Annotated in this window: 14 protein-coding genes and 2 tRNA genes; 10 read left to right on the top strand and 6 right to left on the bottom strand. The window is 32.1% G+C overall.

Features of this window, described 5'->3' with window-relative positions; translation table 11 throughout:
• The first annotated feature begins 82 nt into the window (after positions 1 to 82).
• From B0A75_RS17750 to B0A75_RS17735, 4 genes are all read left to right on the top strand, one after another.
• A tRNA-Phe gene (locus tag B0A75_RS17750) sits at positions 83 to 155 on the top strand.
• Positions 156 to 161: 6 nt separating this feature from the next.
• Positions 162 to 247 (top strand) — tRNA-Leu (locus tag B0A75_RS17745).
• Positions 248 to 412: 165 nt separating this feature from the next.
• On the top strand, positions 413 to 865 hold the full coding sequence (locus B0A75_RS17740) for a DUF1569 domain-containing protein (protein ID WP_089055596.1): 453 nt from the start codon (positions 413 to 415) through the stop codon (positions 863 to 865).
• A 15-nt stretch (positions 866 to 880) separates the two neighbouring features.
• Positions 881 to 1,315: a nuclear transport factor 2 family protein gene (locus tag B0A75_RS17735; protein ID WP_089055595.1), complete on the top strand. Its 435-nt coding sequence runs from the start codon at positions 881 to 883 to the stop codon at positions 1,313 to 1,315.
• Positions 1,316 to 1,319: 4 nt separating this feature from the next.
• On the opposite strand, the gene B0A75_RS17730 is transcribed toward B0A75_RS17735, so the two are convergent.
• Complete coding sequence (locus B0A75_RS17730; protein WP_089055594.1) at positions 1,320 to 1,964, bottom strand: endonuclease III domain-containing protein; 645 nt, start codon at positions 1,962 to 1,964, stop codon at positions 1,320 to 1,322.
• Positions 1,965 to 2,014: 50 nt separating this feature from the next.
• The gene (locus B0A75_RS17725) at positions 2,015 to 2,881 is read right to left on the bottom strand and encodes an alpha/beta hydrolase (protein ID WP_089055593.1); all 867 of its coding nucleotides are present in this window, start codon (positions 2,879 to 2,881) and stop codon (positions 2,015 to 2,017) included.
• Between the two features lie 121 nt (positions 2,882 to 3,002).
• On the opposite strand from B0A75_RS17725, the gene B0A75_RS17720 reads away from it, so the two are divergent.
• The 6 genes from B0A75_RS17720 to B0A75_RS17695 all read left to right on the top strand — a co-directional run bounded on the left by B0A75_RS17720 (position 3,003) and on the right by B0A75_RS17695 (position 12,654).
• Positions 3,003 to 4,430, top strand: coding sequence for a glycogen synthase (locus B0A75_RS17720; RefSeq protein WP_089055610.1), 1,428 nt, complete (start codon positions 3,003 to 3,005; stop codon positions 4,428 to 4,430).
• A complete protein-coding gene (locus B0A75_RS17715; protein ID WP_089055609.1) occupies positions 4,420 to 5,700 on the top strand; it encodes a glucose-1-phosphate adenylyltransferase in 1,281 nt (426 codons plus the stop codon). The genes B0A75_RS17720 and B0A75_RS17715 overlap by 11 nt, the downstream gene beginning before the upstream one ends.
• A 53-nt stretch (positions 5,701 to 5,753) precedes the next feature.
• A complete protein-coding gene (gene glgB, locus B0A75_RS17710; RefSeq protein WP_089055592.1) occupies positions 5,754 to 7,658 on the top strand; it encodes a 1,4-alpha-glucan branching protein GlgB in 1,905 nt (634 codons plus the stop codon).
• 201 nt (positions 7,659 to 7,859) lie between these two features.
• The gene (locus B0A75_RS17705) at positions 7,860 to 10,259 is read left to right on the top strand and encodes a glycoside hydrolase family 31 protein (RefSeq protein WP_089055591.1); all 2,400 of its coding nucleotides are present in this window, start codon (positions 7,860 to 7,862) and stop codon (positions 10,257 to 10,259) included.
• 85 nt (positions 10,260 to 10,344) lie between these two features.
• A complete protein-coding gene (locus B0A75_RS17700; RefSeq protein WP_089055590.1) occupies positions 10,345 to 11,154 on the top strand; it encodes a M48 family metallopeptidase in 810 nt (269 codons plus the stop codon).
• Between the two features lie 180 nt (positions 11,155 to 11,334).
• The gene (locus tag B0A75_RS17695) at positions 11,335 to 12,654 is read left to right on the top strand and encodes an MFS transporter (RefSeq protein WP_089055589.1); all 1,320 of its coding nucleotides are present in this window, start codon (positions 11,335 to 11,337) and stop codon (positions 12,652 to 12,654) included.
• 85 nt (positions 12,655 to 12,739) lie between these two features.
• Here the strand turns inward: B0A75_RS17695 and B0A75_RS17690 are convergent, their stop codons facing one another.
• From B0A75_RS17690 to B0A75_RS17675, 4 genes are all read right to left on the bottom strand, one after another.
• Positions 12,740 to 13,465 carry a head GIN domain-containing protein gene (locus tag B0A75_RS17690; protein WP_089055588.1) on the bottom strand — a complete coding sequence of 242 codons (726 nt, stop codon included), beginning with the start codon at positions 13,463 to 13,465 and terminating at the stop codon, positions 12,740 to 12,742.
• A gap of 19 nt (positions 13,466 to 13,484) precedes the next feature.
• Positions 13,485 to 14,546, bottom strand: coding sequence for a DUF4097 family beta strand repeat-containing protein (locus B0A75_RS17685; protein ID WP_089055587.1), 1,062 nt, complete (start codon positions 14,544 to 14,546; stop codon positions 13,485 to 13,487).
• Positions 14,530 to 15,066: an anti-sigma factor gene (locus tag B0A75_RS17680; protein ID WP_089055586.1), complete on the bottom strand. Its 537-nt coding sequence runs from the start codon at positions 15,064 to 15,066 to the stop codon at positions 14,530 to 14,532. The genes B0A75_RS17685 and B0A75_RS17680 overlap by 17 nt, the downstream gene beginning before the upstream one ends.
• Before the next feature lie 91 nt (positions 15,067 to 15,157).
• Complete coding sequence (locus tag B0A75_RS17675) at positions 15,158 to 15,712, bottom strand: RNA polymerase sigma factor (RefSeq protein WP_089055585.1); 555 nt, start codon at positions 15,710 to 15,712, stop codon at positions 15,158 to 15,160.
• Between the last annotated feature and the right edge of the window lie 145 nt (positions 15,713 to 15,857).

Genomic DNA, 15,857 nt, shown 5'->3' with positions numbered 1-15,857 from the left:
TGTCGTCGCCTTTCTTTTAAAACCCTGTTTCATAGAAATGGGGTTTTTTATTCAAATTTTGCTTATTTTTTTAGGCAAAAACGGTACCTTAGCTCAGATGGTAGAGCAATGGACTGAAAATCCATGTGTCCCTGGTTCGATCCCTGGAGGTACCACATAATGCTCGGATGGTGAAATTGGTAGACACGCTGGACTTAAAATCCAGTGAACAGCAATGTTCGTGCGGGTTCAAGTCCCGCTCTGAGTACTAAAACTTCAATTAGCTTTTGCTAGTTGAAGTTTTTTTTTGGATATAAAACAAAAGTTTATTACTGCTATTGGTAAAATTAAAATTATAAAAGAATAAGTAAGTATTTTGTACGTAAATTTTATATTTTTACTTTACATATTTAACTATATACTGTTTTTAATCATGCAAAATATTTTTTTAAAAGAAGATTGTGATCATTTTATTAATAGAATAAATTATCTTAAGCCTGATTCACAAGGTCTTTGGGGTAAAATGTCTGTCGATCAAATGCTTGCGCATTGCAATGTGTCATACGAAATGGTTTATGAAGATGTTCATCCAAAACCAAACGGTTTTATGAAGTTTATTCTAAAATTATTGGTAAAAAGTAAGGTGGTTGATGATAAACCCTATCCTAAAAACAACCAAACAGCACCGCAATTTATAATTAAAGGAAATCGTGATTTTGAAACTGAAAAGAAAAGACTAGTGTCTTATTTGATTAGAACTCAGACTTTAGGCGCAAATGAATTCGAAGGTAAAGAATCACACTCTTTTGGAAAATTGACTTCAAAAGAATGGAATAATATGTTTGCAAAACATTTAGAGCATCATCTTTCACAATTTGGGGTTTAATAAAATTGAAATTTTATGAGAAGTTATATTGCTGTACTATTTCTATTCCTTGGGTTAGTATCTAATGCCCAAAAGCAAGAAGTTCAAAAATGTATTAATGTATTTTTTGAAGGATTTCATCAAAAAGACACCCTTAAATTGAAATCAGTTTGTGGAGATAAAATTATTTTACAATCGATAAGCGAAAGTAAGAGTAAAGGCAACAAATTGTCAAATGAAAGCGCAGAAGAGTTTTATAAATCTATTGCTTCGATTCCAGAGACTACTAAATTTCAAGAAAAAATATTAAGTTATAATATTCAAATTGATGGTGCAATGGCACATGTTTGGGCACCTTATGAATTTTATATCAATGATAAATTAAGTCATTCGGGCGTAAACACTTTCACATTATTTAAAGAAAAAGAGAAGTGGAAGATTGTTTATTTAATTGATACGAGAAGAAAGTAGTTTTTTAGATTATTTCGTGTAAATAATAGTTGCAAATATCTGCTATAAGGCATTCTTCACATTTAGGTTTTGGTCTGCAGGTTTCTCTGCCAAGAAAAGATATAGCCATACCAATTTCGGACCAAATATTTTTAGGAAGTATTTGCATGAGATCTTTTTCTACTTTATTCCCGTCTTTGCTTTCTTTTATAATTCCAATTCTTGGAGCTACTCGTATTACATGTAAATCGGCAATAATGCCCTCGGCTGGTTTATTAGTTTCTCTTAAAATTACATTTGCCGATTTTCTTCCAATTCCTTTTAAGGCTGTTAAGCCGCTCATGGTTAATGGAATATTTTTGTCTTCTTGAATAGTCTTTGCAATTTCTAAAAGCCAGTTTGCTTTTGTTTGGAAGTTTCGAACTTTACTGATATAGGGAATGAATGTTTCTAAATTTGTTTTCGAGAGACTATTTAATGTTGGATATTTATCAAATAAAGCAGGTGCTATTTTATTGATATTTGCATCAGAATCTTGTGCTGATAGAACAACCATAACCAATAATTGGTAAGTGTTTTGATATTCTAAAGGATGTTTCTTCCCTTTATATTTCTTTAAAATGGGTTCTAATTTAGTTTCCCAATTTGATGTTTCTCCAAATAGATCCATTTTTTTTCTTTTTTTTGAATTAAAAAGGTAAAACGTTAATTCTTATAAAGTTAGGAGTTTTTGATGAATTGTAAAGTCTTTTTAATTACATTTTGATTTCCTAGAATTTTTCTATGTCCTAGACCATCTGTTAAGAATAATTCTCCATTTTCAAGATTTTTATGAATATGAATTCCAGCTTTAACAGGTACTTCAGGATCATCATTATCGTGTATAACTAAAACTGGTATTTTTACTTTTTGAGCTGCTCTGTAAGCCGAAAAATTATCCATTTTCACTTTATATTTGTTCTCAAAAAACTCGCGTAGACGTTCGCTTATGGTTTGTTTTAAACCTAATTTAGCGACAAAGTCATCTAGAATATCCTGAACAATATCTCCACTTCCAATTATAATCGCTTTTTTTACTTTTAAGCCGTCTTTAATTGCATTTAGTACTGACATTCCTCCTAAAGAATGCCCAATTGCAAATTCAAATGGACCATATTGTTTTTCTATCTCTAGTATAGAAGCAATAAATTCAGACATAAGCGTCGTATTTCCTTTTGATTTCCCATGTGCGGGAGCATCAAAACTTACTACAGAATAGCCGTTGTCCAAAAGCTCGTCGGCTATTTTGAACAATTGAGTACCACGTCCTGACCATCCATGGACTAATAAAATTTTGCGAACACTTTTACCATATTCATACGTGACAACACTTTTGTTTATTTCTGGGACATAGATTAAGTTTTGGATGCTTTTTTTATCCATCTCGAATTCTCGTTTTGGAACTTTATGTTTTATAGGCGTAGTAAATAGTTTTGCAGCATATGATGTTACTAGTTTAGATGAAATTAAAGCACAAATTTTACATGATACAATAATAAACTGTGGAATTTTTAATGATTTAGTAGGATTGTTTGTCTTTTTTGACATATCAATAAATTTTACTTGTGGGCTTAATTCTGTTTATTTTTTGCTAAATTTAAAAAACATAAAAGTAGCTATTTATATAGGACTGCTGAAAAATAATTCACAATTTGTTATAATTTTTAACATGGAAATATTTCATATTAGTGCCGAATGTTATCCAATGGCAAAAGTTGGCGGTTTAGCTGATGTTGTTGGTGCATTGCCAAAATATCAAACTAATGCTGGTCATCAGGTACGAGTAATTGTTCCTTGTTATGATACTAAGTTTAGAAAAGAGAATGAATTTGAATGTGTTCATTGGGGAACGGTTAAACTTGGAAATTTTAATTTTCCCTTTAGCATCCTGAAAGAAACGACTAATAAATTGGGTTATGAATTATATCTCGTAGAAATTAAAGAATTATTTGACCGCCCTAATGTTTATGGTTATGAAGATGATATAGAACGTTTTTTGGCTTTTCAGATAGCAGTTTTAGATTGGATAATCTGTAGAAATACAATTCCAGATGTTATAAATTGTCACGATCATCACACAGGATTAATTCCATTTTTAATTCAATTTGCTTACAAGTATGATAGTTTGAAGAATGTAAAAACGGTAATTACAATTCATAATGGTTTGTATCAAGGATGGTTTGGATTTGATAAGCTGCATTATTTGCCGGAATTTGATTTAAAGCATGTTGGATTTTTAGAATGGAATAATTCGATTAATTCATTAGCAGTTGGTGTGAAATGTGCAAATGCTGTAACGACAGTATCTCCAAGTTATTTAAATGAAATTAATCATGCCGCTAATGGTTTGGAGCCTTTGTTCAAATCAGTTCGCAGTAAGTCACGAGGAATTTTAAATGGAATTGATATAGAAGTTTGGGATCCTTTAAAAGATCAAATGATTGCGACGAATTATTCGATTGAAACTTTTGAAGCAGGAAAACAAAAGAATAAAGAAAAGCTTTGCGAACAGTTTGATTTAGATCCCCAAAAACCGCTGTTTAGTTTTATAGGCCGTTTGTTTGAGGAAAAAGGAGGAGATTTATTACCTCACGCATCTGCTTTAGCATTATCTGAAAATTTTGAAAATATCAATATTCTTATTTTAGGATCTGGAAATGCAGTTATAGAAGAACAATTAGTGCAATTAAGAAATGATTATAATGGTAATTACAATGTTTTTATTGGTTATAACGAAGAATTAGCGCATTTGATTTACGCAGGTTCAGATTATATTTTAATGCCTTCTAGAGTTGAACCTTGCGGTTTAAATCAAATGTATGCGATGCGTTATGGAACAATTCCGATAGTGAGGAGAACTGGAGGTTTAAGAGATACGGTTATTGATTTTGGAGATGAAGGAAACGGAATTTGTCATGATCAGGCTTCAGTTGGAGATATCTGTTATTCTATAAATCGAGCTGTAAAGCTGTACAATAATAAATTAAATTTCAATAAAGTTTTAGAAAGAGGAATGGCTGCTGACCATTCCTGGGAAAGAGTTTGCCAAGAATACATCGAGATATACAACCTAATAATTGAGAAAAATGAAATTTAAAAAGAAAAATGTAGTTGCTATTATTTTAGGAGGAGGACAAGGATCACGTTTATTTCCATTAACCGAAACGAGATCAAAACCTGCAGTGCCAATTGGCGGAAAATATAGATTAGTCGATATTCCTATTTCAAATTGTATTAATTCGGATATTTTTAAAATATTTGTTCTAACACAGTTTAATTCTGCATCTTTAAATGCGCATATCAAGAATACCTTCAATTTTAGTATTTTCAGCCAGTCGTTTGTAGATATTTTGGCAGCGGAACAAACACCAGATAACCCAACGTGGTTTCAAGGAACTGCAGATGCTGTTAGACAATGTATGTCTCATTTTCTAAAACACGATTTTGATCACGCATTAATTCTTTCCGGCGATCAACTGTATCAAATGGATTTTAATGAAATGCTGGAGGCTCATATTGCTGCCGATGCGGCTATTTCGATTGCAACACTTCCTGTAAATGCTAAGGATGCACCAGAGTTTGGAATTTTAAAAACGAATCATGAGAGCTGCATAGAAGCTTTTATTGAAAAACCTGACGCATCATTGCTGCCAGATTGGGAATCTGAAGTAAGTGAGCAAATGCAGGAAAAAGGCAAAAAATATTTAGCTTCAATGGGAATTTACATTTTCAATAAGCCATTGCTAGAAGAATTAATGGCAAATCCTGATACAAAGGATTTTGGAAAAGAAATTATTCCGCAAGCCGTTGGAAAGCATAAAATTTTGAGTTATCAGTACGAAGGTTATTGGACTGATATTGGAAATATCGAATCCTTTTTTGAAGCAAATATTGGTTTAACTGCGGATATTCCAGAGTTTAATTTATTCGATAATGAAAATAAAATTTTTACGAGACCGAGATTATTGCCGCCTTCTAAATTTAGAAATTCAATTGTAGATCAATCCTTAATTTCTGAAGGCTGTATTATAAATGCAAAAGAAATTAAGAGTTCTGTAATTGGTATTCGTTCCAGAATTGGAGTAGGGACGGTACTTGAAAATTGTTATGTTATGGGGAATGATTTCTATCAGGATCTTGACGAACTAAATCATGAGAGTACAATTAATAAAATTCATGTTGGAATTGGTGAAAACTGTTTTATAAAGAATGCTTTAGTCGATAAAAATGTTAGAATTGGAAACAATGTTCATATTAGCGGCGGAAAACATCTAGACAATTTTACCAATGAATTGTACAGCATAAAAGACGGAATTGTTGTAATTAAAAAAGGCGCAGTTCTTTCTGATAATTTCAGAATAGAATAAATTAAAAATAAGTTTCCAATAAAAATAAATTCCAATTGCCTTAAAAAACAAATATGACAAAAGTAATTACACATTCTCTATTTACTGATTTTGATATTGATTTATTCAAAGCTGGAAAGCATTTTAAATTATATGAAAAGCTGGGAGCTCACTTAATTGAAGTTAATGGAGTAAAAGGAGTTTACTTTGCCGTTTGGGCTCCAACTGCACAGACAGTTTCGGTTGTAGGGGATTTTAATTATTGGACTCAGGGAGAACATGTTTTAAATGTACGCTGGGATTCCTCGGGTATTTGGGAAGGTTTCATTCCAGAAATTTCAAAAGGAGCTCTTTATAAATATAAAATCCAGTCGAATATTGAAGGAATTGTAACTGAAAAAGCTGATCCATTTGCGTTGTATTGTGAGAAGCCGCCGCATACGGCATCTGTCGTATGGGATTTGGAATACAAATGGAAAGACGAAAACTGGATGCAGAATCGTAAGCAGAATAACGCGTTAGATAAACCTTATTCTGTTTACGAAGTGCATTTGGGTTCATGGAAACGTGCCGAGAATAACCGTTTTTTAACTTATTTGGAGCTTGCTGATGATTTAGTTAAATATGTAAAAGAAACTGGCTTTACCCATGTTGAGTTCATGCCCATAATGGAGTATCCTTATGATCCTTCTTGGGGATATCAGTTAACAGGATATTTTGCACCAACATCGCGTTTTGGTAAACCACAGGATTTTATGGTTTTAGTTGATAAACTGCATCAAGAAGGAATTGGAGTAATTTTAGATTGGGTTCCCTCACATTTTCCAGATGATGCACATGGTTTAGGCTTTTTTGACGGATCACATTTGTACGAACATCCAGATCGCCGAAAAGGATATCATCCTGATTGGAAAAGTTTGGTTTTTAATTACGGGCGAAATGAAGTTCGAGCCTTTTTGATTAGTAATGCTGTTTTTTGGCTTCAAAATTATCATGCCGATGGCTTAAGGGTTGATGCCGTTGCTTCAATGTTGTATCTCGATTATTCAAGAGAAGATGGGGAGTGGGAACCTAACATTTTTGGCGGAAGAGAAAACCTGGATACGATTAGTTTTCTAAAAGAGTTCAACGAAGTAATTTATGCTAATTTTGATGGAGTACAAACTATTGCCGAAGAAAGCACTTCGTTTCCGATGGTTTCAAGACCCACTTTTACAGGTGGTTTAGGTTTTGGAATGAAATGGATGATGGGCTGGATGCATGACACTTTAGAATATTTTCAAAAAGAAATAGTTTACAGAAAATACCATCAAAATGATTTGACTTTCTCGATGACGTATGCTTTTACCGAAAATTTCATGCTTCCGTTTTCACATGACGAAGTAGTTTACGGGAAAAAATCTCTTATCTATAAAATGCCCGGTGATGAATGGCAGCGATTTGCCAATTTGAGATTATTGTACGGATATATGTTCACACATCCTGGAGCAAAATTATTGTTTATGGGAGCAGAATTTGGTCAAACAAGTGAGTGGAATTTTGAGAATAGTTTAGACTGGCATCTGCTTCAATATGATTTTCATTCAGGAATAAAAAAACTAATTACAGATTTAAATCAGCTGTATAAATCATATCCTGCTTTATACGAAAAGCAGTTTACAGGCGAAGGCTTTGAGTGGATAAATTACTCAGATCATCAAAATGCGGTTTTATCTTATATCCGAAAAGGTAATAAACCTGATGAAAATGTTATTGTGGTTCTTAATTTTACACAGATTGTAAGAGAAAATTATAGAATCGGAGTACCAAAAAAAGGAAAATTACAAGAAATTTTTAACAGCGATGCTGCAGTTTATGGAGGAAGCGATGTTGGAAATTCTAAAGTATTAAAAGCAGAAGCAACGCCATATGACGGAAGAGAATTTTCTGTTGAATTAATTCTGCCTCCTTTAAGCATTACTGTTTTTTCTTTCGTATAAAAAGTAGACAAATAAATTTTTACAACTATTTTATTAGTATTTCGTTCTTAAATTATCAAATTGATGATTTTTGGAGGAGAATTCTAATACCCATTCAGAAAAAACGTTTTCGTGAATAAACCTTTTATTCATAGGGCTTTATAAACTTTTTTTGTAAGTTTGAAAGAGCGTTAACGTTTTATAATTAATTCATTTGGAGATATGATTACAAACACGGCATTAGAATACAAAGGCGATTTATATCCATCAAAAATTGTCTCTTTTCAACACGAAGGCGATTCCATTTTTTTTAATACAGATAATAAAGTAATCCTAAAAGTTACTATTCTTAGAGATAGTTTAATTCGATTTCGCTTTACAACAAAAGGGTATTTCAGCAATGATTTTTCGTATGCAATTGATAAATCCCAGCTTCATGGTTATAATTTTCTTGAACTGACAGAAGAAGAAACTTATTTTCAAATTAAAACCAGTAAAGTAAAATGTAAAATTCAAAAATCAGATCTTCGTTTATCGATTTACGATTTAAACGATTTTCTAATTCTTGAAGATGAGCTTGGTTTTCATTGGGAAGAAAGCTACGAATATGGAGGAAATATCGTAAAAATGAGTAAATCATCTAAAGATGGTGAATGTTTTTACGGTCTTGGCGACAAGGCAACTCAAATGAATTTAAAAGGCAAAAGAGTTGAGAATTTTGCAACAGACCAATATGCGTATCAAAAAGAACAAGATCCGCTTTACAAAGTAGTTCCTTTTTATATAGGATTACATAACAAACAATCCTATGGAATTTTCTTCGACAATACATTTAGAACTTTCTTTGATTTTTGTCAGGAAAGACGAAATGTAACCAGTTTCTGGGCAGAAGGTGGTGAAATGAATTATTATTTCATTTACGGGCCGCAAATGCAGGATGTTGTTACCAATTATACAGATTTAACAGGTAAACCAGAACTTCCACCGCTTTGGGTTTTAGGATATCATCAATGTAAATGGAGTTATTATCCTGAAAGTAAAGTAAAAGAAATCACGTCAAAATTTAGAGAACTTAAAATTCCGTGTGATGCCATTTATTTGGATATTGATTATATGGAAGGATTTCGATGTTTTACATGGAATAAAAATTACTTTCCAGATCCAAAAAGAATGGTTGCCGAATTAGCCGAAGATGGTTTTAAAACGGTAGTAATTATAGATCCCGGAATTAAAATTGATCAAGATTATTGGGTTTATAAAGAAGCTTTAGAGAAAGATTATTTCTGTAAAAGAGCCGACGGACCTTATATGAAAGGAAAAGTATGGCCGGGCGAATGCAATTTTCCAGATTATACAAACCCAGCAGTTAGAGAATGGTGGGCAGGATTATTTAAGGAATTAGTGGCCGAAATTGGAGTAAAAGGAGTTTGGAATGATATGAACGAACCAGCTGTTATGGAGGTTCCTAATAAAACATTTCCAATGGATGTTCGCCATGTTTACGACGGAAACCCTTGCAGTCATAGAAAAGCACATAATATTTATGGAACTCAAATGGCAAGAGCGACCTATCATGGTGTAAAGCGTTTTGCTTATCCTAAACGTCCATTTGTTATTACAAGATCAGCTTATTCAGGAGCACAGCGTTATACATCATCTTGGACAGGAGATAACGTAGCAACTTGGGAGCATTTATGGATTGCTAATATTCAGGTACAAAGAATGTCAATTTCAGGAATGGGATTTACAGGTTCTGATATTGGTGGTTTTGCGGAGCAGCCAACAGGTGAGCTTTATGCACGCTGGATTCAGTTAGGCGTATTTCATCCGTTTTGCAGAACACATTCCTCAGGAGATCACGGTAATCAAGAACCTTGGGCTTTTGATGAAGAAGTGATTAATATTACCAGAAAATTTGTAAGCTTACGTTATCAATTACTTCCGTATTTATATACCATGTTTTGGCAGTATATCGAAGAAGGAATTCCAATGTTGAAGCCATTAGTTTATTTTGATCAAGATGATACACAGACACATTATCGAAACGACGAATTCATCTTTGGAAATCAAATATTAGTCTGCCCAATTCTTGAACCAAACGCAGTAGGAAGACGTATGTATATTCCGAGAGGAGAGTGGTATAATTACTGGACAAATGAATTTTCAGTTGGAGGACGTGAAGTGTGGATTGATACAAAATTTGATGAAATTCCAGTTTTTGTAAAAGCAGGTGCCGTAATTCCAAAATATCCAGTGCAGCAATATGTTGGAGAATTAGAATTTGACGAATTAACACTTGATGTATATTATAAAAACGGAAAGGAAAAATCAGTAGTTTACGAAGACGCGCAAGATGGTTATGATTATAAAAAAGGACGTTACAGCTTTTTGTCTTTTAGAACAATAGGAAAAGAAAAAGAACTAATTATTCAACTTCACAAAGAAGGTAAATATGATACACCTTACAGCAAATACAAAATCAACTTGATTGGATTACCATTTAAAGTGAGTGAGATTGAAATTGACAACGAAAAAATACAATTTGATAAAACTGCTTTTGAAGTAAATCAGTTTTTAATTGTTGAAAAAGGTTTTAGCGAACTTCATATAATTGGAGAATAAGTTAATTCTGATAAATTAGTCAATAATTATATAAAATCGAAATTAATAATTATTGTATTTTTGTATGTTGAAAAATATCAGAATCATGAAAAAGCAATTATTACTAGGGTTATCTGTGGCTCTTTTTGTTGGATGTGCAACCAATCCAGTGACAGGAAAAAAGAATTTAAATTTTGTTTCAAACAGCGAATTATTTCCCTCTTCATTTCAGCAATACAGCCAGTTTATTTCTGAAAATAAAGTAATAACAGGAACAGCCGATGCAAAATTAGTAGAGAAAGTTGGTATAAAAATAAAAGCTGCTGCTGAAAAATATTTAACCTTTTTAGGACAGTCTCAATATTTAAAAGATTATCGATGGGAGTATAAATTGGTCGATAATAAAGAGGTAAATGCTTGGTGTATGCCGGGAGGAAAAATTGTAGTTTATTCAGGAATTTTGCCAGTTACACAAAATGAATCTGGTTTGGCAACTGTAATGGGACACGAAGTTTCACACGCTTTGGCTAATCATGGAGCACAAAGAATGAGTGCGGCACAATTACAGCAAATAGGCGGAGCAGCTTTAGATGCAGCAACAAGCGGTAAATCGCAGTCGACAAGAGATATTTTTGCACAAGCATATGGAGTAGGTTCGCAAGTAGGAGTAATGCTTCCGTTTAGCAGAAGCAACGAAAGTGAAGCAGATAAAATTGGACTTACTTTAATGGCAATTGCAGGTTATAATCCAGATGATGCCATTGCATTTTGGAGTAGAATGTCGGCAAAATCAGGCGCATCCGGAACACCAGAATTTATGAGTACACACCCTTCTGATGCTACTAGAATTGCCAACTTAAAAGCATTAATTCCAGAAGCAAAAGCGACTGCATTGAAAGTTGGAGTTATAAAATAAAAACAAAGAAATACAAAGATAATTTGAAAGCTGTCCAGATTTTTGGACGGCTTTTTTGTTTTTATAGATGACATTACAAAATAGCCTTGTTTATAATTTATTAATACATGATTTATTGAATTTCTATTTGATTATCATAAAAAAGAGATAAATTCGTAGCCTGTTAACAAAACCATTTCTATGAAAGAATTAAAAAAAGGTGATAAAAAATTATTAAACGCCTGGGCATTTTACGATTGGGCAAATTCAGTTTATACGCTTACAATTGCTTCGGCTGTATTTCCTATTTTTTATGAAGCATTATTTTCAAAACGAGATCATTACATTGATGTTTTTGGACTTCATTTAAAGAATTCTGCATTAATTAGTTTTATTACCGCTGCAGCATTTTTAGTTGTTTCTTTTATTTCACCTCTATTATCAGGTATTGCAGATTATGTAGGAAATAAAAAATCCTTTATGAAATTTTTCTGTTACTTAGGAGCATTATCCTGCATGGGATTGTATTGGTTTGAATTAACAGATATTTATATCGGATTGGCATTTTACTTCTTTGGATTATTAGGATATTGGGGAAGTTTAGTTTTTTACAATTCCTATTTACCAGATATTGCTTTTGAAGAACAACAAGATAGAATCAGCGCAAAAGGATATTCTTTAGGTTACATTGGAAGCGTTATTTTATTGGTTATCAATTTAGCGATGATTATGAAGCCAGAATGGTTTAATATTTCTGGTCCAGAACCAGCAATGAAAGCGATGCGTTACTCTTTTATCATGGTAGGAGTTTGGTGGATATTATTTAGTCAGTATACGTATTATTATTTGCCAAAAGGAAGAAAAGAAAAGGGTGAGAAACTAACAAAATCTGTTGTTTTTAATGGCTTCAAAGAATTGAAAAAGGTTTGGGGTTTACTGAATGAAAATGTCCCTTTGCGACGTTATTTAGGTGGTTTTTTTGTTTCAAGTATGGCTGTACAGACTGTAATGCTGGTTGCAACTTATTTTGGAGCACAGGAAATTCAATGGTCGTCAAAAGAAGAAAGTACTATTGGTTTAATAATTTGTATTTTGATAATTCAGCTGGTAGCTGTTGTGGGTGCAGTTTTAACTTCGAGAGCTTCAGAAAAATTTGGAAATATTCCAACGCTGATTTTTATTAATGCCATTTGGGCAGCTTTCTGCGCTTTGGCTTATTTCATAATATTGCCAATGCATTTTTATGTTATGGCAACAGTTGCCGGATTTGTTATGGGCGGAATTCAGGCTTTGTCACGTTCTACCTATTCAAAGCTCTTGCCAGAAACAGAAGATACAGCTTCGTTTTTTAGTTTTTATGATGTTGCTGAAAAAATTGGAATTGTAATAGGAATGTGTGTTTACGGAATTATCGATCAAATTACAGGAAGTCCTCGTGCGGCAATTGTTATTTTGGCAGTTTTCTTTGTTACTTCGATTTTCTTATTAAGAAGAGTGCATAAAAAAGACGTTTTAAATTAATAAAACGCCTTTTAAATTTTTAAATGTCACGAATTAGAATTTGTTATTGATTGATGATGAATAAAAATTCGTGACATTCATTGTATTAGACTTTTGAAATATTTCCTGATCCAGAAACTTTTACATCACGTTTTTCAGGATTTCCACTGTATTTAATATCACCTGAACCAGAAACTCGAGCAGTCAAAGTTTCACTGCAATTTACTTTACTGTCTCCAGAACCCGAAACATTAACCACTACATTTTTAGATTTTAAAGCACTGGCGTCGATGTCGCCTGATCCCGAAAGTTTTGTAGTAAAGTTAGCAGCATTTCCTTTTAAATTTACATTTCCTGATCCGCTTAAGTTCAATTCAAAAGAATTGGAATCAACCGCTAAACTAAAATTTCCTGATCCTGAAAGTTTCGCTAAAAACGAATCGTTTTTGATGATATCTTTTGATTTAATATTTCCAGAACCTGAAAGAGTCAGCTCCGATATTTTTTCAAACGGAATTGTTACTTCAACTTTTTTACCTATGCTTGAACGGATGTTAGTATTTTTCTTTGTATAAATTTTTAAAGTATTTTCTTCAACTTCAACTACGATTGCAGATAGAATATTTTCTTCACCCTTAATGATAATTTTTCCTTCTTTTCCAGCAACTAAATCAACATCAAAAGAGCCTGCAATTTTTATTGCATCATAGCCGGCTGTTGATCTTGTTTCAGTAACAACTTTACCGTTTCCGTTTATTTTTTCTGATTGCGCATTAGCCATAAAACCAATTAAGAATGCACCACAAACTACTAATAGAGATAATTTTTTCATTTCTTTAAATTTTTTATGATTATTGTTTTTTGTTTAACGTTACGTTTCCGTAATTAGAATTAATAGTAACCTTATTTTGACCTTTCTTTTTATTAAACCCGCTGATTCTTTTACTAGTATTTTTAGTTTCATTAATCAAAACATCTAGAGAATTGTCACTTTTAATGCCTCCGTATCTTGTATTAATATCAAAATCAAAAGAATAATTCATATCATAACCCATATAAACATCAGAATAACCAGAGTTTATATTAACGTTATTAGCCTTACTGGTTACGTTAGAAATATTGATTTTACTATATTTTGTATCTAAATTTACACTGTTCGAAATTTCAGCGATAGAAATGGTAAGATAATTTCCTGAGCCTGTAAAGGAGTTTATTTTCTGAAATTTAAAAGTCCCATAATTACAATTGTATTTTATGTTTTGTCCTTCTAGAATAACTAAATCTGTATAATTAGTATCTAAATTCAGATTACCAGATTCGTTAATTTTTAATCCAGAGTACCTTGCTATAATATTTCCGTTTTTGATATAATCAATAGCTGAATTTTGACAATATTCTATTTTTACGTTATTGCTTGAATTGTTTAACTTTCCTAAGGAAATTTTACCATATTTACAGGCAATATCTGCAGGGCCATAAATATTTTCAGTTGTAATATCTCCGTATTTATTAAGAAGTTTTGCAGAGCCGTTTTTTGGAATCTTGATAACATAATTAATTTCAAAAAAATTATTACTTCCTTTACTTTTCAGCGACGAATTACCAATAGTAGTAACGGCCGAAACCAACGACTTAAGTGCAGTAATATTAACATCAATACTGTTTAGTTTTTCGTTAACCCAATTCTCACTTGGTCCAGTAACTTTTATGATTATATCAAGATCTATTTTATCTTCATCCCAAGTTGAGACAGAAATATTTCCGTATTTGTTATCAATATCGATACCCGCATTTGAGTTTACGATATATGTTTTTTTTATGTTTTTTTGCTTTGAGATATATGCATCATCATTTGAAAAACCTAAAAAAGGAATCAAAAGAAGTAAAATAAGTATGTTATATTGTTTTTTCATGAGAAGTATTTTTTAAGTTTTCGTTTTCTTCAATTCGCTGTAAAACAGTCTGCAAGAATGATATTCTAGTCTGCAGGTTGCTTATCATAGCATAGATAATTTGTTTGTTTTCTCCATTTTTCTGAACCTCTTTGATGATTTTTTCATAGTCAGCATCAAAGACTTCCATTTGTTTTAAAGCATCATTTATAATTTGCTCATTTTCTGGAGAATCTTTTTCTTTTAATTTAACCAGCTCATTTTTAATCAAAATACTAAAGATAGAATCCGTACGCTGCGTTTCAGTTGATGCAAATTTTAGTTCTTTCGGTTTCTCATTATTGTTGTACAATATTGATACTCCCAAAAGCAGTACTATCGAAGCTGCAATTGCCCACACAGCATAATTTTTTCTCTTAGGTTGTTTTTTATTTAATTTATTTAAAAAGTCAACTTGATGATCTGAGCTCATTTCGCGAACATCCCATTGGTTTTCAAACTTGTTAAACAATTGATCTAATTCGTCATTTTCCTTTTTCATAATATCCAAAATTTATTTTGTAGAGGTGATAGATGATATCGCTTTTTATTTACCGGCGTTTGTGCGCACAAACTTTTTTTAATTGGCGATCTCATAAATCCTCTAATTTTTTTCGTAAACTTTCTTTAGCCCTGCTCAGCGTAGTTCTGCAATTCGCATAACTAATATTCAAGATTTCGCAGATTTCTTCCTGATCGTAACCCTCAATATAAAATAAGGTCAAAACCATTCGGTAGTTATCTTTTAAACCTGAAATTGTGTCCAGAACCTGCTGTACCTTAAGTGAATTGAGATCGATATTTTCGGATAAAATAGAATTATCTTCCTCAATTTTATAAAGCGTTTTGTTCAGGTCTTCCATTTGGAAAGCATTGTTTTTTTTATAAAAATCAATGCTGTAATTAATTACAATTTTTTTGAGCCAAGCTCCAAACGCTACTTCCTGTTTGTAATCGTTAATCTTTGTAAAAGCTTTCAAAAAACCCTCCTGCATGACGTCTTGTGCAAAATGTTCGTCCTTTACAATTCTATAAGCGATATTGTACATAGCTTTAGAATAGCGATTGTAAATTTCGAATTGAGCCTTTTGATTATTGTTTTTACAAAGTGCAATTAATTCTTCGATATTTTGATTAGTTATACTCAAGTAATGGTTGCTAGTTTTTTATAAGGACGGTGCTTTTTTTTGTTTGTTACAGTTTTATAAAAATAATTTTATTTTTTTTAGAAATAAATGCAAATACTAGTTAAAATAAAAAATTCAAAACTGACTATTTTGGATTTGGCATAAT

The sequence above is a fragment of the Flavobacterium oncorhynchi genome, from assembly GCF_002217355.1.
GTDB lineage: Bacteria > Bacteroidota > Bacteroidia > Flavobacteriales > Flavobacteriaceae > Flavobacterium > Flavobacterium oncorhynchi.
The sequence above is the reverse complement of the archived record's forward strand: the minus strand, read 5'-3'. Positions and strand labels throughout refer to the sequence as shown.